Origin of the sequence: Shinella sp. (assembly GCF_052438155.1) — a bacterium.
Classification (GTDB): Bacteria; Pseudomonadota; Alphaproteobacteria; order Rhizobiales; family Rhizobiaceae; genus Shinella.
In genome coordinates this window covers 144,127-159,585 of the sequence record NZ_JBQVPI010000014.1, presented here as the reverse complement: position 1 = coordinate 159,585, position 15,459 = coordinate 144,127, and the positions used below count along the sequence as shown (strand labels likewise).

At 61.7% G+C, this 15,459-nt stretch carries 13 protein-coding genes and 1 tRNA gene; 8 read left to right on the top strand and 6 right to left on the bottom strand.

From position 1 onward, the window contains the following. Positions 1 to 70: 70 nt before the first annotated feature. The gene (gene groL, locus ACT6VE_RS22855) at positions 71 to 1,696 is read right to left on the bottom strand and encodes a chaperonin GroEL (protein ID WP_444800711.1); all 1,626 of its coding nucleotides are present in this window, start codon (positions 1,694 to 1,696) and stop codon (positions 71 to 73) included. Between the two features lie 63 nt (positions 1,697 to 1,759). After that, complete coding sequence (gene groES, locus ACT6VE_RS22850; protein ID WP_069060008.1) at positions 1,760 to 2,056, bottom strand: co-chaperone GroES; 297 nt, start codon at positions 2,054 to 2,056, stop codon at positions 1,760 to 1,762. Between the two features lie 267 nt (positions 2,057 to 2,323). On the opposite strand from groES, the gene ACT6VE_RS22845 reads away from it, so the two are divergent. Further along, entirely contained in the window at positions 2,324 to 2,932 is a 609-nt protein-coding gene (locus tag ACT6VE_RS22845) for a J domain-containing protein (protein ID WP_444800710.1), read from the top strand. 260 nt (positions 2,933 to 3,192) lie between these two features. Continuing rightward, complete coding sequence (gene rsgA / locus ACT6VE_RS22840; RefSeq protein ID WP_444800709.1) at positions 3,193 to 4,215, top strand: ribosome small subunit-dependent GTPase A; 1,023 nt, start codon at positions 3,193 to 3,195, stop codon at positions 4,213 to 4,215. A gap of 281 nt (positions 4,216 to 4,496) precedes the next feature. On the opposite strand, the gene ACT6VE_RS22835 is transcribed toward rsgA, so the two are convergent. Together ACT6VE_RS22835 and ACT6VE_RS22830 are read right to left on the bottom strand one after the other, a co-directional pair. Continuing rightward, a tRNA-Ala gene (locus tag ACT6VE_RS22835) sits at positions 4,497 to 4,572 on the bottom strand. A gap of 146 nt (positions 4,573 to 4,718) precedes the next feature. Further along, positions 4,719 to 5,108 carry a TIGR02300 family protein gene (locus tag ACT6VE_RS22830; protein ID WP_444800708.1) on the bottom strand — a complete coding sequence of 130 codons (390 nt, stop codon included), beginning with the start codon at positions 5,106 to 5,108 and terminating at the stop codon, positions 4,719 to 4,721. A 258-nt stretch (positions 5,109 to 5,366) separates the two neighbouring features. On the opposite strand from ACT6VE_RS22830, the gene aroA reads away from it, so the two are divergent. The 4 genes from aroA (at position 5,367) to rpsA (ending at position 9,996) form a co-directional block, all read left to right on the top strand. Then, positions 5,367 to 6,722, top strand: coding sequence for a 3-phosphoshikimate 1-carboxyvinyltransferase (gene aroA / locus ACT6VE_RS22825; RefSeq protein ID WP_444800707.1), 1,356 nt, complete (start codon positions 5,367 to 5,369; stop codon positions 6,720 to 6,722). A 71-nt stretch (positions 6,723 to 6,793) separates the two neighbouring features. Beyond that, the gene (locus tag ACT6VE_RS22820; protein ID WP_444800706.1) at positions 6,794 to 7,417 is read left to right on the top strand and encodes a hypothetical protein; all 624 of its coding nucleotides are present in this window, start codon (positions 6,794 to 6,796) and stop codon (positions 7,415 to 7,417) included. A gap of 128 nt (positions 7,418 to 7,545) precedes the next feature. Continuing rightward, the gene (cmk, locus tag ACT6VE_RS22815) at positions 7,546 to 8,175 is read left to right on the top strand and encodes a (d)CMP kinase (RefSeq protein WP_444800705.1); all 630 of its coding nucleotides are present in this window, start codon (positions 7,546 to 7,548) and stop codon (positions 8,173 to 8,175) included. Between the two features lie 114 nt (positions 8,176 to 8,289). Beyond that, complete coding sequence (gene rpsA, locus ACT6VE_RS22810; protein WP_444800704.1) at positions 8,290 to 9,996, top strand: 30S ribosomal protein S1; 1,707 nt, start codon at positions 8,290 to 8,292, stop codon at positions 9,994 to 9,996. Positions 9,997 to 10,076: 80 nt separating this feature from the next. Here rpsA and ACT6VE_RS22805 read toward each other — a convergent pair whose 3' ends face one another. Next, positions 10,077 to 12,101, bottom strand: a complete 2,025-nt coding sequence (locus tag ACT6VE_RS22805) for a hypothetical protein (RefSeq protein WP_444800703.1) — start codon at positions 12,099 to 12,101, stop codon at positions 10,077 to 10,079. Between the two features lie 324 nt (positions 12,102 to 12,425). Between ACT6VE_RS22805 and ACT6VE_RS22800 the strand changes: the two genes are divergently transcribed. Together ACT6VE_RS22800 and ACT6VE_RS22795 are read left to right on the top strand one after the other, a co-directional pair. Continuing rightward, positions 12,426 to 13,808 (top strand): nicotinate phosphoribosyltransferase, encoded by a 1,383-nt coding sequence (locus tag ACT6VE_RS22800; protein WP_444800702.1) that lies wholly within the window; start codon positions 12,426 to 12,428, stop codon positions 13,806 to 13,808. Positions 13,809 to 13,865: 57 nt separating this feature from the next. After that, entirely contained in the window at positions 13,866 to 14,201 is a 336-nt protein-coding gene (locus tag ACT6VE_RS22795) for a DUF6665 family protein (protein ID WP_444800701.1), read from the top strand. 3 nt (positions 14,202 to 14,204) lie between these two features. On the opposite strand, the gene ACT6VE_RS22790 is transcribed toward ACT6VE_RS22795, so the two are convergent. Then, positions 14,205 to 15,455 (bottom strand): hypothetical protein, encoded by a 1,251-nt coding sequence (locus tag ACT6VE_RS22790; protein ID WP_444800700.1) that lies wholly within the window; start codon positions 15,453 to 15,455, stop codon positions 14,205 to 14,207. Positions 15,456 to 15,459: the final 4 nt, after the last annotated feature.

Sequence of the window (15,459 nt, the reverse complement as noted above, 5' to 3'; positions counted from 1 at the left end):
GCCATATGCAGGGCTCCGCCGAAGCGGAGCCCTGTGTAATCGTGGATCAATGCGTTCCGAACGGACGCCGTTAGATCATGCCGCCCATGTCCGGCATGCCGCCGCCGGCAGCGTCCTTCTTCGGCAGATCGGCAATCATGGCTTCCGTCGTCACGAGCAGACCAGCAACCGAAGCTGCATTCTGAAGCGCGGTACGAACCACCTTGACCGGATCGACAATGCCCATGGCGATCATGTCGCCATATTCAGACGTCTGGGCGTTGTAGCCGTAATTGTCCGTATTGCTTTCGAGAATCCGTCCGACCACGATGGAGCCTTCGTCGCCGGCGTTTTCGGCGATCTGGCGAACCAGCGACTGCAAGGCCTTGCGGATGATCGCGACGCCGGCATTCTGGTCGTCGTTCTCGCCCTTGACGTCGAGGACGATGGAAGCGCGCAGCAAGGCAGTTCCGCCGCCGGGCACGATACCTTCTTCGACGGCAGCACGCGTCGCGTTGAGCGCGTCGTCGATGCGGTCCTTCTTTTCCTTGACTTCGATTTCCGTCGAGCCGCCGACACGGATCACGGCAACGCCGCCAGAAAGCTTGGCAAGACGTTCCTGCAGCTTTTCCTTATCGTAGTCCGACGTGGTCTCTTCGATCTGCGCCTTGATCTGGGCCACGCGGCCTTCAATCTCAGCCTTGGTGCCGGCGCCATCGACGACGGTGGTGGTTTCCTTGGTGATCGAGATTTTCTTGGCATGGCCGAGCATGTCGAGCGTGACGGTATCGAGCTTGATGCCGAGGTCTTCGGAGATGACAGTGCCGCCGGTCAGGATCGCAAGATCCTCCAGCATGGCCTTGCGGCGGTCGCCGAAGCCAGGAGCCTTGACGGCAGCGATCTTGAGGCCACCACGCAGCTTGTTGACCACGAGCGTTGCAAGCGCTTCGCCTTCGACATCCTCCGAGATGATCACCAGCGGCTTGCCGGTCTGAACGACAGCTTCCAGGATCGGCAGCATGGCCTGCAGGTTGGAGAGCTTCTTTTCGTGCAGCAGCACGTAGGCGTCTTCCAGATCAGCCACCATCTTCTCGGCATTGGTGACGAAATAGGGGCTGAGGTAGCCGCGGTCGAACTGCATGCCTTCGACGACTTCAAGCTCCGTCTCGGCGGTCTTGGCTTCCTCGACGGTAATGACGCCCTCGTTGCCGACCTTCTGCATCGCGTCGGCGATGTACTGGCCGATTTCCTTTTCGCCATTGGCCGAGATCGTGCCGACCTGGGCAATCTCTTCCGAGGTGTTGATCTTCTTGGCCTTGGCGAGCAGGTCCTTGACGACGGCGGTGACCGCAAGGTCGATGCCGCGCTTCAGATCCATCGGGTTCATGCCAGCAGCGACGGCCTTGCCGCCTTCGCGAACAATGGCTTGCGCAAGAACGGTTGCCGTCGTCGTGCCGTCGCCGGCGATGTCGTTGGTCTTGGAAGCAACTTCGCGAACGAGCTGGGCGCCCATGTTCTCGAACTTGTCTTCCAGTTCGATTTCCTTGGCGACGGTGACGCCGTCCTTGGTGATGCGCGGCGCGCCGTACGACTTGTCGATCACGACATTGCGGCCCTTGGGGCCGAGCGTGACTTTCACTGCGTCAGCGAGGATATCGACGCCGCGCAGCAGCTTTTCGCGTGCATCACGGCCGAATTTGATCTGTTTGGCAGACATGGAAAACTCCCGGGCTGTTGGCCCAATGGTCTTTGTCAATAGGAACGGAAGAAGCCGTCGAGATCAGGCGATGACGCCCATGATGTCGGCTTCCTTCATGATCAGAAGGTCTTCGCCGTCGAGCTTGACTTCGGTGCCCGACCACTTGCCGAACAGGATGCGGTCGCCAGCCTTGACGTCCAACGGGACGACCTTGCCGGACTCGTCACGAGCGCCGGAACCGACGGCGACGATTTCGCCTTCCTGCGGCTTTTCCTTGGCGGTGTCAGGAATGATAATGCCACCCTTGGTCTTGGCTTCAGCCTCGATACGGCGCACGACGACGCGGTCGTGCAACGGCCGGAAAACGGTACTTGTCATTTTGGGGTTCCTTGGCGAGACGCGGCCCAATGGCCCATCCCGGTAAACACTCTTAGCACTCCCGCGCCGAGAGTGCTAGCAGAGTTTCCTGTTTTGGGCGTGCTTGAGAATGGCCGGGGACAAGAAGCTCGCAGGCAACATGTCGAGTAGCCAACGGGAGAAGGGGAGAGACATCACGCCGATTCTGACGTATCGCGTGCTGAAAGCCTTTAACTGCAAAGCTCGCTAATTCTTGCCAACGCCCCCCGCTACCTTCATATCGGTCCCATGACACGTGATTCCAAAATATTCGTCGGCCTTAAATCCACGCGGAAGAAGGCGACCCCGCAAAGCGAGCCTGTCGGGCCGAAATGCCAATGGGATGGTTGCGAAAAGACCGGTTCGCACCGCGCACCCGTCGGGCGAGACGCCGAAGGCCTGTATCTGCTGTTCTGTCTTGAGCATGTAAAGGAGTACAACAAGGGCTACAATTTTGCGACAGGTCTTTCTGATGCAGACATCGCCCGCTACCAGAAAGAAGCGACAATCGGCGCGCGGCCGACCTGGGGGGCAGCAGTCGACCGGGGATCCGAAGTTCCGATGCCCTCTACCGTCCGCTCCGGTTCTGCAAAGGCATTGAATGCCCGCAAGACCGCGGCGCAGCGCCAGGCGCAAAGAGCCGAACTCCAGAAGCGGAAGCTCAAGGTGCTTGAAGCCAAGGCATTTGAGACACTCGGTCTTTCGCCGGATGCGACGCCCGAGGAAATCAAGAGCCGCTACAAGGAAAGGCTCAAGATGCACCATCCCGATACCAACCAGGGAAATCGCATTTCCGAGGATGAGCTTCGCGCTTCCATCGAGGCGCATAAGATTCTCAAATTAAACGGATTTTGCTGAGGGATTCGTCTCTCCAACGGTAGCCCTGCGGACGTTGAAATGACAAGCTGAGCATTGACTGCTTCGTTCGTCTGTCTGCCTTGCAATGCGGCGGTTCCCTCCGCGCAGGCGACAAAGTCGGCTTCGCGGTTGGACAACGTCAATCAGCCAGTAGCAGCATGTCGAGCGGTCAAAACAACGTGATTCTCCCATGGAATCAAGCAACCTCAACCTGCGGAAAGCCTGTCCATGACAGCATCGCCGAATAGTCGGATCAAACTTTGACCGCTTCCAACCCGCCCTCATCGCTTGAACTGCTTGGCTGGTCGGATTTCTTCGCGGCGCAGGTCGAGCCGGGCGAAGCGGATCTCGCAGCCAGGCGCGTCGCCTCGGTTCACCGGGCGCGCATCGACGCGATCGATGCCACCGGGCCGATCGGACTAGAGCTTCCGGCCAATACCAACACTGCTGACTTTGCGGTGGGCGATTGGGTTCTTGCCGATCCCCTGACGGGCATGTTTGTCCGCCGCCTCGACCGAAGAACCGTGTTCCAGCGGCGCGCGGAAGGCGGGCACGGCCAGCAGCTTGCTGCGGCCAATGTCGATACCCTGTTTATCGTGACCTCGTGCAATGCCGATTTCAACCTCGGAAGGCTGGAACGCTACTTGATCATGGCCAACCAGGCCGGGACCAATCCGGTGATCGTGCTGACCAAGGCTGACACCGCCGATGACGCCGGCCTGTTCGAGCAGCAAGCCAAGGCGCTACAGCGTGACTTGCCCGTCGTTGTCTTGAATGCGCGCTCGGCCGATGCCGTGTCCCTGCTGAGGCCCTGGTGCGGTGTTGGCCAGACTGTGGCGCTGGTGGGGTCCTCCGGCGTCGGAAAATCGACGCTGGTGAACACCCTGGCCGGGCCTGCATCCGGCACAACGCAGAAGACCGGAGGGATCCGGGAAAAAGATGCAAAGGGCCGGCACACCACGACCGCACGATCGCTGCATGCCATTTCAGGCGGCGGCTGGGTCATTGATACGCCGGGAATACGAACGCTCTACGTCAGCGATGTTACCGACGGTATCGATACGCTGTTTGCTGAAATCACAGACCTGGCCCCGCTTTGCCGATTTCGCGACTGCACCCATGCCCACGAACCGGGCTGCGCCGTGCAGGCGGCGGTTGCCAGCGGCGACCTAGCTGTCGATCGCCTGGAACGCTGGCGCAGCCTGCTTGCAGAAAACCGCAACCGAACGCCAGTCGTCAGCGGACCGCGGGGCAACAAGATCGTCCGCAAGAAAAAATACTAGGGGGTAGGCCGGATCGGCATTCAGGATTCCTGATTTGCCTGATCGCATGCTTCATGGGATGCCGCGTTGAACCACGGCGGTCTTTGGGGGCCGGCCTAGCGGTATGAGTTAAGCGACGCTCTGTGGACGAAGATCGTGCGGCAAGGCTGGCGGTTCGGCGCGCGCAGGCTGAGACGTTGTTTTTTCTTCGCCGCGAGTTTTCTGCTCGTGGTGCACCAACGCGGCAGAAATGACCTTTGTCGGCCAAAGGCCTGTAAGGAAACCAATTACTTGAGAGAGATTGGTGGAGCTAAGCGGGATCGAACCGCTGACCTCTTGCATGCCATGCAAGCGCTCTCCCAGCTGAGCTATAGCCCCATAACGGGTCCGGCTAGGCCGGTTTTCCGGGAACCGAAGCGGCGTTTCCGTTCGGTGTGCGGCTTATTACTTCCGGTGATCGGAGATGGCAAGCCGAAAAATGAAATCCGGCCGGTTTTTTTGAAACCGGCCGGAAAAACAACGTCTTATGCTTCGTCTTCGTCGCCGGTGACGCCGATCAGGCCGGTCATGTCGTCATCGTCGTCATCTTCGTCCTGTTCCAGGAACGTATCGTCTTCGTCGCCGTCGATTTCGACCTCGTCATCGCCGAGATCCGGCAGGTCGTCGCCGCTCGCTGCTTCGTCGGCATCCTCGAGAGAGACGAGTTCGACTTCCGTGTTCTCGGCGTCGACTTCGTTGACTTCCTCTTCCTCAGCCGCCTTTTCGAGAACCGCAACCGCAGCCGTCTCTTCAAAGAAGGACAGCGGATAGGACTTGCCCGTGTAGGGCGAGACGATCGGATTACGGTTCAGGTCGTAGAATTTCTTGCCTGTTTCCGGGTCGATGCGTTTGGTTCCGAGTTCCTGTTTCGCCACAGTCAAAGCCTCTCAGGTGCCGAATGTTTCCGGCGGGGCCGGGGGTTCCGGCGCGTTGGACGTAGAATGATTAGCCGGTCCCCATAATCGTCTTGGGCAATCCTGTCAAAGCCAAACTTGGAAGCGGCCTGATCCGAAGCCTCCGACGAATGTTTTTCGGCGGGATGATGACGCTTTAAATCGTTTGTGATAGCAAGCCCGCGTTCTCCCCGGCGCGCTCCGTTCGGGGAGCGGTGGATGTATATAAGGAAGACGCCCATGTCGCACGGCGCCAGTGCACGGCCCGCAACCGCCCGCAAGTCCTCCGGCCTTTCCGGGACCGTTCGCATCCCCGGTGACAAGTCGATTTCTCACCGCTCCTTCATGTTCGGCGGGCTTGCCAGCGGTGAAACCCGCATCACGGGCCTGCTCGAAGGCGAGGACGTGATCAATACCGGCAAGGCGATGCAGGCCATGGGCGCCAAGATCCGCAAGGATGGCGACACCTGGATCATCAATGGTCTTGGCAACGGCGCGTTGCTGGCACCGCAAGCGCCGCTCGATTTCGGCAATGCCGGCACCGGCTGCCGCCTGACCATGGGCCTCGTCGGCGTCTACGACTTTGATTCCACCTTCATCGGCGATGCGTCGCTCACCAAGCGCCCGATGGGCCGCGTGCTCAATCCGTTGCGCGAAATGGGCGTGCAGGTGACCTCTGACGCTGGCGACCGCCTGCCGGTGACGTTGCATGGGCCGAAAACACCGACGCCGATCACCTATCGCGTGCCGATGGCCTCCGCCCAGGTGAAGTCCGCGGTGCTGCTTGCCGGCCTCAACACGCCGGGCATCACGACGGTCATCGAGCCGATCATGACGCGTGACCACACCGAGAAGATGCTGCAGGGCTTTGGCGCCAACCTCTCCGTCGAGACGGATGCGGACGGTGTGCGCACGATCCGGCTTGAAGGCCGCGGCAAGCTCACGGGCCAGGTCATCGACGTGCCGGGCGATCCGTCTTCGACGGCCTTCCCGCTGGTCGCTGCCCTTCTGGTTCCGGCGTCCGACGTGACGATCCTCAATGTGCTGATGAACCCGACCCGCACCGGCCTTATCCTGACGCTTCAGGAAATGGGTGCGAACATCGACGTCCTGAACCCGCGCCTTGCCGGCGGCGAAGACGTGGCGGACCTGCGCGTGCGTTCCTCCGAACTCAAGGGTGTGACGGTGCCGGAAGACCGCGCCCCGTCGATGATCGACGAATATCCGGTACTCGCCGTCGCCGCCGCTTTTGCGGAGGGCACGACGGTGATGAACGGCCTCGAGGAACTGCGTGTCAAGGAAAGCGACCGTCTTTCCGCCGTGGCGATCGGCCTGAAGCTCAACGGCGTCGACTGCGACGAGGGCGAAGCCTCGCTCGTCGTGCGCGGCCGCCCGGACGGCAAGGGCCTCGGCAATGCCTCGGGTGCAGCCGTCGCAACGCATCTCGACCACCGCATCGCCATGAGCTTCCTCGTCATGGGCCTCGTCTCGGAAAACCCGGTGACCGTCGATGACGCGACGATGATTGCGACGAGTTTTCCGGAGTTCATGGACCTGATGGCGGGCCTGGGCGCGAAGATAGAGCTGAACGCGTAAAATTTCGACTTTGCCGGGAATAGGCTGTTAAGTGCCATCCCCTAGGTTTCGCAGAAACCCGGAGGACATGCGTGACCCAAATTCCAAGCCGCATTCTTCGCCGTCTTGATGATGGGCGCGTTGTCTATCGCCTTCATTTGCGAGCGAAGGCGGTGGTGCTGACAAGTGCGGAGTGCGAGCGCGTTGAAGGCATGGCGAAGTGGAGCTACTTCCTTCAGGTGTTTTTAGCTCTGGGGATTTGGCTTTCGGCGGCTGTAGCCTTCTTCAATCCCTCAATACGACTGTTCGCAATCGCGTTGACCCTGATTCTGCTCGTTGTCGTGACGCTGGTCGAACGAGGCTACACGCGGGCCATGGCGTCCATCCTCGATAGGGCGCCTGTATCGGCGACAGACAACGTTGAGCCACGCCCGTCTATCGCGCAGATTGCCCGCTTGATTGCCCGGCAATTCTTTTCCGCGATTAGCGACCGAAGATTGCGCAACCTCATGATTGGCCTCGGCGCAGTTCTTCTGGCGGCTTTGTGGAGAGTGGTTGCAGATGTTCTCGGAATCGATAGTCCGCAGCCTGCAATGAGCGGATTTCACGTCGTATTGATTCTTCTGGTATGCCCGCTGGCCCTTCATGTGCTGTTTGCAGAGCGGCGACGGCGCGCAACAGAGAAACGGAAGGCTGAGAATGCTGTCGGCGCGTAGCGAGGCAATACGCTTTTTTCCAATGCCAAAGGAAAATGGCCGACCTGTTGATGGGCCTTGCCCCTTGGCATCGCCCCCCGTCTTCCGCTAACACCCTTGATGAAAAGCATTTGACGCATGGGTGCGACATGAAGACGATTGCCATCGACGGTCCTGCTGCTGCCGGCAAGGGGACGCTGTCGCGCCGCATTGCGGAAGACTACGGCTTTCATCATCTCGATACGGGTCTGACCTACCGGGCAACGGCGAAGGCATTGCTGGACCGCGGTCTGCCGCTTGACGACGAGACCGTCGCCGCCGATGTGGCGCGCAATCTCGATCTCGGCGGGCTCGACCGCTCGGTTCTGTCCGCGCATGCCATCGGCGAGGCGGCGTCCAAGATTGCCGTCATGCCCTCCGTGCGTCGGGCTTTGGTCGAGGCGCAGCGGATTTTTGCAGCGCGTGAGCCCGGAACGGTGCTCGATGGCCGGGATATCGGCACGGTGGTTTGCCCGGATGCGCCGGTGAAACTCTACGTTACGGCCTCGCCGGAGGTGCGCGCGAAGCGTCGTTACGAGGAAATCCTCGCCGGCGGTGGGGTGGTCGATTTCGAGACGATCCTCGACGATATCCGCCGCCGCGACGAGCGCGACATGGGCCGGGCGGACAGCCCGCTGAAGCCCGCCGACGATGCGCACTTGCTTGATACCTCGGAAATGAGTATAGAGGCGGCGTTTTCGGCGGCAAAATCGTTCATCGACGCCGCGCTTAAGCAATAGAACGAAGCCTGTCCCCGCGCCGGATTAGCTGCCCTTGAGGCAGCGGACAAAGTTTTGTTTATCATCAACGCTAACCCCCGGCGCCTGTGCCCGAGAGGCACACCAGGAGTTTTCATGTCTCAAGCAAACCCCACGCGCGAAGATTTCGCAGCCCTGCTGCAGGAATCTTTTGCCACCAACGATCTCGCCGAAGGCTATGTTGCCAAGGGTATCGTTACAGCCATCGAGAAGGACGTCGCCATCATCGACGTCGGCCTCAAGGTTGAAGGCCGCGTACCGCTGAAGGAATTCGGTGCCAAGTCCAAGGACGGCACGCTGAAGGTCGGCGACGAAGTCGAAGTCTATGTCGAGCGCATCGAAAACGCGCTGGGCGAAGCTGTTCTGTCGCGCGAAAAGGCTCGCCGCGAAGAGAGCTGGGCCAAGCTCGAAGTCAAGTTCGAAGCCGGCGAGCGCGTCGAAGGCGTCATCTTCAACCAGGTCAAGGGTGGCTTCACCGTCGATCTCGACGGCGCCGTTGCCTTCCTGCCGCGTTCGCAGGTCGACATCCGTCCGATCCGCGACGTCACGCCGCTCATGCACAACCCGCAGCCCTTCGAAATCCTCAAGATGGACAAGCGTCGCGGCAACATCGTCGTCTCGCGCCGTACGGTTCTCGAAGAGTCGCGCGCCGAGCAGCGTTCTGAAATCGTTCAGAACCTCGAAGAAGGCCAGGTTGTTGACGGCGTCGTCAAGAACATCACCGATTACGGTGCGTTCGTTGACCTCGGCGGCATCGACGGCCTGCTGCACGTCACCGACATGGCCTGGCGCCGCGTCAACCATCCGTCGGAAATCCTGTCCATTGGCCAGCAGGTCAAGGTTCAGATCATCCGCATCAACCAGGAAACCCACCGCATCTCGCTCGGCATGAAGCAGCTAGAGTCGGATCCGTGGGATGGCATCGGCACCAAGTACCCGACCGGCAAGAAGATTTCCGGTACGGTTACGAACATCACCGACTACGGTGCGTTCGTTGAGCTGGAGCCGGGCATCGAAGGCCTGATCCACATCTCCGAAATGTCCTGGACCAAGAAGAACGTTCACCCCGGCAAGATCCTGTCCACCAGCCAGGAAGTTGACGTGGTCGTTCTCGAAGTCGACCCGACGAAGCGCCGCATCTCGCTCGGTCTCAAGCAGACCCTCGAGAACCCGTGGCAGGCATTCGCGCACAGCCACCCGGCTGGCACGGAAGTTGAAGGCGAAGTCAAGAACAAGACCGAATTCGGCCTGTTCATCGGCCTCGACGGCGACGTCGACGGCATGGTGCACCTGTCGGATCTCGACTGGAACCGTCCGGGCGAGCAGGTCATCGAAGAGTTCAACAAGGGCGACGTCGTCAAGGCTGTCGTTCTGGATGTGGACGTCGACAAGGAGCGCATCTCGCTCGGCATCAAGCAGCTCGGCAAGGACGCTGTCGGCGACGCCGCCACGTCCGGCGACCTGCGCAAGAATGCCGTCGTTTCGTGCGAAGTCATCGCGATCAACGATGGCGGCATCGAAGTGAAGCTCGTCAACCACGAGGACCTCACGTCGTTCATCCGCCGCAACGACCTGTCGCGTGACCGTGACGAACAGCGTCCGGAGCGTTTCTCGGTCGGCCAGACCGTTGACGCCCGCGTCCTGAACTTCTCGAAGAAGGATCGCAAGATCCAGCTTTCGATCAAGGCTCTGGAAATCGCTGAAGAGAAGGAAGCCGTCGCACAGTTCGGTTCGTCCGACTCGGGCGCTTCGCTCGGCGACATCCTCGGCGCGGCTCTGAAGAACCGCAACAACGCCGAGTAAGCCTTGCTTGCCTGACCAATAAGAAGCCCGCGGAGAGCGATCTCCGCGGGCTTTTTCGTTACGAGGTTTTTGGCGCGCGCTCAGGCCCAGTAGTCGCCGAGCTTCTGGTAGAAGACGAGACCGGGCTCGATGACGCCGACCATCTCCGCCGTCTTCTCGCGCTTGCGGGCCATGTCGGCGCTTTCAGGCTCGTCATCGGAGGCGTCCGCTTCCTGCTGTGCTGCGTCGTCGCCTCCGGCTTCACTGTCTGCCGCGTCTTCATCGGCAGCTTCGTCGTCTTCCGTATTCCTCTTCTCCGACCATTCGAGGTCTTCTTCGGCAGGCAGGTAGGGAACGAAGGCAAGCGGTATTCCGTCACGCGGCATCGCTGTCGGGAGCAACCTGTCCGGCGTCACGTCGACCACCGTTACCGGCTGGGCGGCCGGGCGAGCCGGCATCGGCAATGCCTCGTCCTGCTCTGTAACCTGCCGTGGCGAGGAGAGGGAGGTTTCGGGCTTTGCCTTGTTGCCTTCGGCCGCGGTTTCGGTCTCGATGGCCTGCTGTACGCTCTCCTCCGGGTGTCCGGTCTCGGCGCGTTCGATTTCCGGCTCAACCATCGCATCGAGCGGTCGCTCCAGCAGCGCCCGAAGAAAGCTTGCTTCCTCGGGCGAGAGGTTTTCGACCAGATGAGCCACTGCCTGCATCAGCAGGGCGGGCGGCACATCGCGTGCCACTGCCTGCAGCACGCTGCGGGCCAGCGCCTGTCCCGTCGCGTTGGCGGACTGTGCCTTCGCGGGCAGTTCCTCCCGCTTTGCTGCCGGTGTCGCGGTTTCAGGTTCTTCCGCATGTTCACCGTGGCGGACGGCCCCTGCTACGGCTTCCACGGGCTGCTGGTCGCCGTGTTTGGCGATGGGCAGTGGCGAATGCAGCTCTGTCCGGGCCGCCGCATTTGTTTCGGCGGGCAAGCGGTTTACCAAGGCGGGATCCAGCCGGCCGGCAACGGCCTCCGCCGCGCGTGCCACCACGGCGCGTGGCTTGCTGCTGCCGTCGGCATCGAAGATGCTTTTCAGCGCCGCTTGCAGTGCACGCGCATCCCCGGATTGCCCTGCCTGCTGCGTGCCTTGGCGGCCGATGGCGATAAGTTGCTGGGCGGTCAGGCCAAGTGGCTTGCGCTCCGCACCGGCAGCGTGAAAACTGTTGTCGCCCTGGTCGAGATCGACGTTCGCAAGGAGAGCGGCCAGTTTTTGTGCTTCCGGCCCGCTTGGATTGCGCAGGATTTCGGCGAGCACGCGCGCCGGAATGGCAGAGAGCAGATTGCCCTGGCGGCCGATGATGCCAAGTTGCTGGTTGGCAAGACCAATCGGCTTCTGCTGGTGCTCTGCCCCACCTTCGTCGGCGATCGGAAGGCCCGTTGCAATAAGGCTAGCAAGCTTTTGCGCTTCCGGCCCGCTCGGATTGCGCAAGGCCTCGGCAAGTACGCGCGCCGGAATGGCGGAGAGCGGGTTGCTGCCCTGACGGTCGAGAATGGCGAGCTGCTGGAGCGTCAGGCCGAGCGGTTTCTGCGGATGTTCCGCACCTCCGCCATGAAAGTCGCCACCATCCGGGAGCGAGAGGCTGGTCGCGATCAGGGTGGCGAGTTTCTGAGCCTCCGGCCCGTTCGGGTTGCGAATGATTTCGATCAGGCTGCGCGTGGGCATGGAGGAGAGCACGGTGCTGATCAGTTTTTCCACGCTCGGGCGAAGTTCCGGCGGAAGCTTGGCGAGAATATCGGCAAGCTTGCGGCCATTCTCGCCCTCGCGGCCCGGCAGGGTCTTCAGCGCGACAAGCAATGTCTCGAGCAGGTCACGGCTGGGGTTTGCCTCCGCGCCCGGCGGCAGGTGCTTCAGCATGGTTTCGATGAGCCGGAGCAGCACGTCCGCCCGAAGATTGGCGAGTGCGGCGGCGGAGAGCTGCGGCCTGGCGGTCGCATCGACCGAGCCGCCCGCCGGAAGGGCGGGGGAGGGCTGCAAAGTCCCGGTCGTTGTTGCCACGCGCGGCAGCATGCCTGCCTCCTGTTCTCCATCGCCGATGCGTTCCCGCATCGCCAGGCCTGCCAATGTTCCATCGTCCGTCGGATGGCGCATCATGCGCGACGCTGCGAAGGGTGAGCATTCGGCCCGGACGAACCGGGCATTTTACGCGGAGGCGGCGGGCAACCCGGCAAGCACTGAACCGCTTAACTGTACCGGACGGGAGGAACCCTGGACTCCGAACATCTACTGACCCTTACAATTGGCATTTTATGGTTAACGAAATCCTAATACGGGCGAAAATCCTTCGCATGTGCAGCAACGACCGCAAGATTTCACCTCTTTTACAGGGGCTTGCCCCTTATGCTCACCTCGCGTAAATCTTCCCCACACTGTTAACCGCCGATACATGCGGGCCGCGGATGCGGCGGAGATCCCTCGATGAACCTCACCAATTTCATCCTCAACACCGACAGCTACAAGTTCAGCCACTACCTGCAATACCCGCCGGAAACCCGCGCCATCTCCTCCTATGTCGAGGCGCGCGGCCATTCCGAGCAGGCGGAAGTGCTGTTCTTCGGCCTCCAGATGTTCCTCAAGGAATATCTCTCGAAACCGGTGACGAAAGCGGACGTGGACGAGGCCGAAGCGATCGTGGCGGCGCACGGCCTGCCGTTCAACCGCGCGGGCTGGACGCATATCGTCAACAAACATGGTGGCTTCCTGCCGCTCTCCATCGAGGCCTTGCCGGAAGGCACGTTGGTGCGCCGTGGCGTACCGGTTGCGCAGGTCGTCAACACCGATCCCGACTGCTACTGGCTGACCTCCTATATCGAGACCTCGCTTCTGCGCGCCATCTGGTATCCGAGCACAGTCGCCTCGAATTCCCGTAAGGTGAAGCAGATCATCCAGCCAATCCTCGACAAGACCTGCGACGACCCCGCCGCCGTTCTGCCTTTCCGCCTGCACGATTTTGGTGCGCGTGGCACGACGAGCTTCGAGCAGGCGGGCATCGGTGGCGTGGCCCATCTCGTCAATTTCATGGGCACCGATACGGTGAGCGCGGTGCTCTTTGCGCGCCGCTACTACGGTGCGGACATGGCCGGGTTTTCGATCCCGGCATCGGAGCACTCGACCATGACCTCCTGGGGCCAGGAGCATGAGGCGGATGCCTATGGCAACATGATCGACAAGTTCGGCGCCAAGGGTCTCTATGCCGTCGTGTCGGACAGCTACGACATCAACAATGCCGTCACGGAAATCTGGGGCAAGCAGTTGAAGGACCGGGTGCAGTCTGCCGGCGGCACGCTCGTCGTCCGGCCGGATAGCGGCGACCCGGTGGAGACGCCGGTGCAGGTCGTGCGCCAACTCGCCTATGCCTTCGGCACGCATCTCAATGCCAAGGGTTACAAGGTGCTGGACAACAGCGTGCGCGTCATCCAGGGCGACGGCATTTCGCCGGCCGATATCGGTCTCATCCTTGGTCGGCTGGAGGCTTTCGGCTTCTCGGCGGAGAACATCGCCTTCGGTATGGGGGCGGGGCTTTTGCAGAAGGTCAACCGCGACACCTATTCCTTCGCCATGAAGGCCAATGCGCGGCAGGACACGCAAGGCGCCTGGCATGACGTGTTCAAGCGCCCGGCGACCATGAACCTCAAGGCCTCGAAGGGTGGCCGGCAGGCCGTGGTGGCAGGCGCCGGCGGTCTGGAAGCCGCCCGCATCGACCAGCTGGTAGGTCGCGAGAACCTGCTTCAGCCGGTCTGGCGCGACGGCCAGCTGCTGCGCGACTGGACCTTCGAGGAGATCCGCGCCCGCGCCACCTGACCTCTTGCAACAGCACGCGGTCCGCGCCATCTTTCGCTCGTTGACTGGAGACGAGAGATGACGGTTCGCCCGCCACAGGCCCTTGCCCCCTCCTTCACCAAGGACACGGGGCTCAATATCCTCGAATACGAGTTGATGTCCGAGCGAGCGGATGCGCTCGGCCGGCACGGGCTGAAGGTCGAGAAGGTGCTGGCGCTGCTCAGCGAACGCCTTGCCGCAGGATGCGGTGATGGCGAACGCGAAGACCTGCTGAACGACGCGGCCGACAAGGTCTGGGCCTTCTTCATCCAGCGGGAAATGTGCGGCTTGCGCAGCCAGAAGGACGCGGTTCGCCGCTACGGCATTCCGCCCGAGGTGATTGCAAGGCTCGGCATCGTGCGGCGGAAGGCCTAGGCGTCAGGCGACGAGCTGGCGCGTGATCAGATCGTAGATGCCGTTGTCGTCGACCCGCAGTGCAAAGACTTCTTTCTTCGCCTCTTCCCGCTCTTCCAGTTCGCGGGTGCTGGCTGCATCGAGGTTGCGGACCGCCTCGCCGGTGGTTTCGGCTGCGGCTTCCTTGTTCTTGAACAGGGTGTTGTCGGTTTTCGCAGGCGCTTTGTCGGTAATTTCGGTCGCTTCCGCGCCAGCGGCGAGAAGCTGGATCGTATCGAGTGCGGCAGCGGACGGATCGGTGGCTTTTTTGTCCTTCGTTTTGCCGGCGCTCGCGTCTTCGTGGGCTTCGCCGACGGCGTCCTGAAGCTCCTGCACGTCCTCGAGCTTCTTGCCGGCTTCCAGCTTGCGGATCGTGTCTTCGCGCTCTTTGCGCGTCTCCGCATCCTCGACACGGGTCGGGTCCCGCCGGGTGCGGTCGAGCTTCAGCTCCTCGATTGATTTCGGGTTCGCCGCGTCTTCCAGACGGGCAAGCACCTTCTGCATCTCGGGCGTCAGCGCCTTTTCATCATGCGCCTTCTCGGCCAGCGCTTCCTTCACCCGCTCGGCTTCGGTGCCATAGGGATTGCGGATCGCGGCAACGAGGTCGCTCGCTTCAAGGCCGAGCTCGGAGAGGCCGGTCTTCTTCTCCAATGTCGCGATATCGGCAGGCAATTCGCCGCGCTGGCGCGTCAGCATACTGGAGAGGCGCTGCTCGAAGTCGGCGTCCGTCTCGTCTTCGCCCTGCGTCACGTCGGCGGTCAGCGCGAGGCGCGCGACGAGGTTTGCCGTCGCATCGTCGGAGGGGCCGCTCATCGCCTGCTTGACGGCGGTCAGTGTCGTGCCGAGCGAGCCGAGGGTGACGTTGAGCGTGCTCCCCTTGGCGGGAAGTGCGATGCCGTCGATGAGTGTCAGCTGGTCGGCAAGGCGCTGGGCGAATTGCCGGCTGGATTCACCATCCTGCTGGGTGAGGCCGAGTGCATCGCTGAAACGGGACACCAGCTTGGCAAGCGTGTCTTCACTGCCGGCATTGCTGCCGAAGAAATGTTCGTTGATGCGGGCGTTCGCCTGGCGTGCCGTGTCGTCCGAGCGCAGATGTGTCTGCTCTCGGATTTCGTCGGGCTTGCGCCCGCTCGCCTTCTCCGCTTCCTTGCGCTGGCGTTCCTCCAGCGTCTCGACGATCGACTGCATCGCCGAGACGGCGGCAGTGGATTGCGCGCTCTGCAGGGGTGTCAACATGGCA

Excerpts from the sequence above, each read along its gene's own strand:
- groL (WP_444800711.1), bottom strand. The coding sequence starts at position 1,696 with ATGTCTGCCAAACAGATCAAATTCGGCCGTGATGCACGCGAAAAGCTG.
- groES (WP_069060008.1), bottom strand. The coding sequence starts at position 2,056 with ATGACAAGTACCGTTTTCCGGCCGTTGCACGACCGCGTCGTCGTGCGC.
- ACT6VE_RS22845 (WP_444800710.1), top strand. The coding sequence starts at position 2,324 with ATGACACGTGATTCCAAAATATTCGTCGGCCTTAAATCCACGCGGAAG.
- aroA (WP_444800707.1), top strand. The coding sequence starts at position 5,367 with ATGTCGCACGGCGCCAGTGCACGGCCCGCAACCGCCCGCAAGTCCTCC.
- cmk (WP_444800705.1), top strand. The coding sequence starts at position 7,546 with ATGAAGACGATTGCCATCGACGGTCCTGCTGCTGCCGGCAAGGGGACG.
- rpsA (WP_444800704.1), top strand. The coding sequence starts at position 8,290 with ATGTCTCAAGCAAACCCCACGCGCGAAGATTTCGCAGCCCTGCTGCAG.
- ACT6VE_RS22805 (WP_444800703.1), bottom strand. The coding sequence starts at position 12,101 with ATGATGCGCCATCCGACGGACGATGGAACATTGGCAGGCCTGGCGATG.
- ACT6VE_RS22800 (WP_444800702.1), top strand. The coding sequence starts at position 12,426 with ATGAACCTCACCAATTTCATCCTCAACACCGACAGCTACAAGTTCAGC.
- ACT6VE_RS22795 (WP_444800701.1), top strand. The coding sequence starts at position 13,866 with ATGACGGTTCGCCCGCCACAGGCCCTTGCCCCCTCCTTCACCAAGGAC.
- ACT6VE_RS22790 (WP_444800700.1), bottom strand. The coding sequence starts at position 15,455 with ATGTTGACACCCCTGCAGAGCGCGCAATCCACTGCCGCCGTCTCGGCG.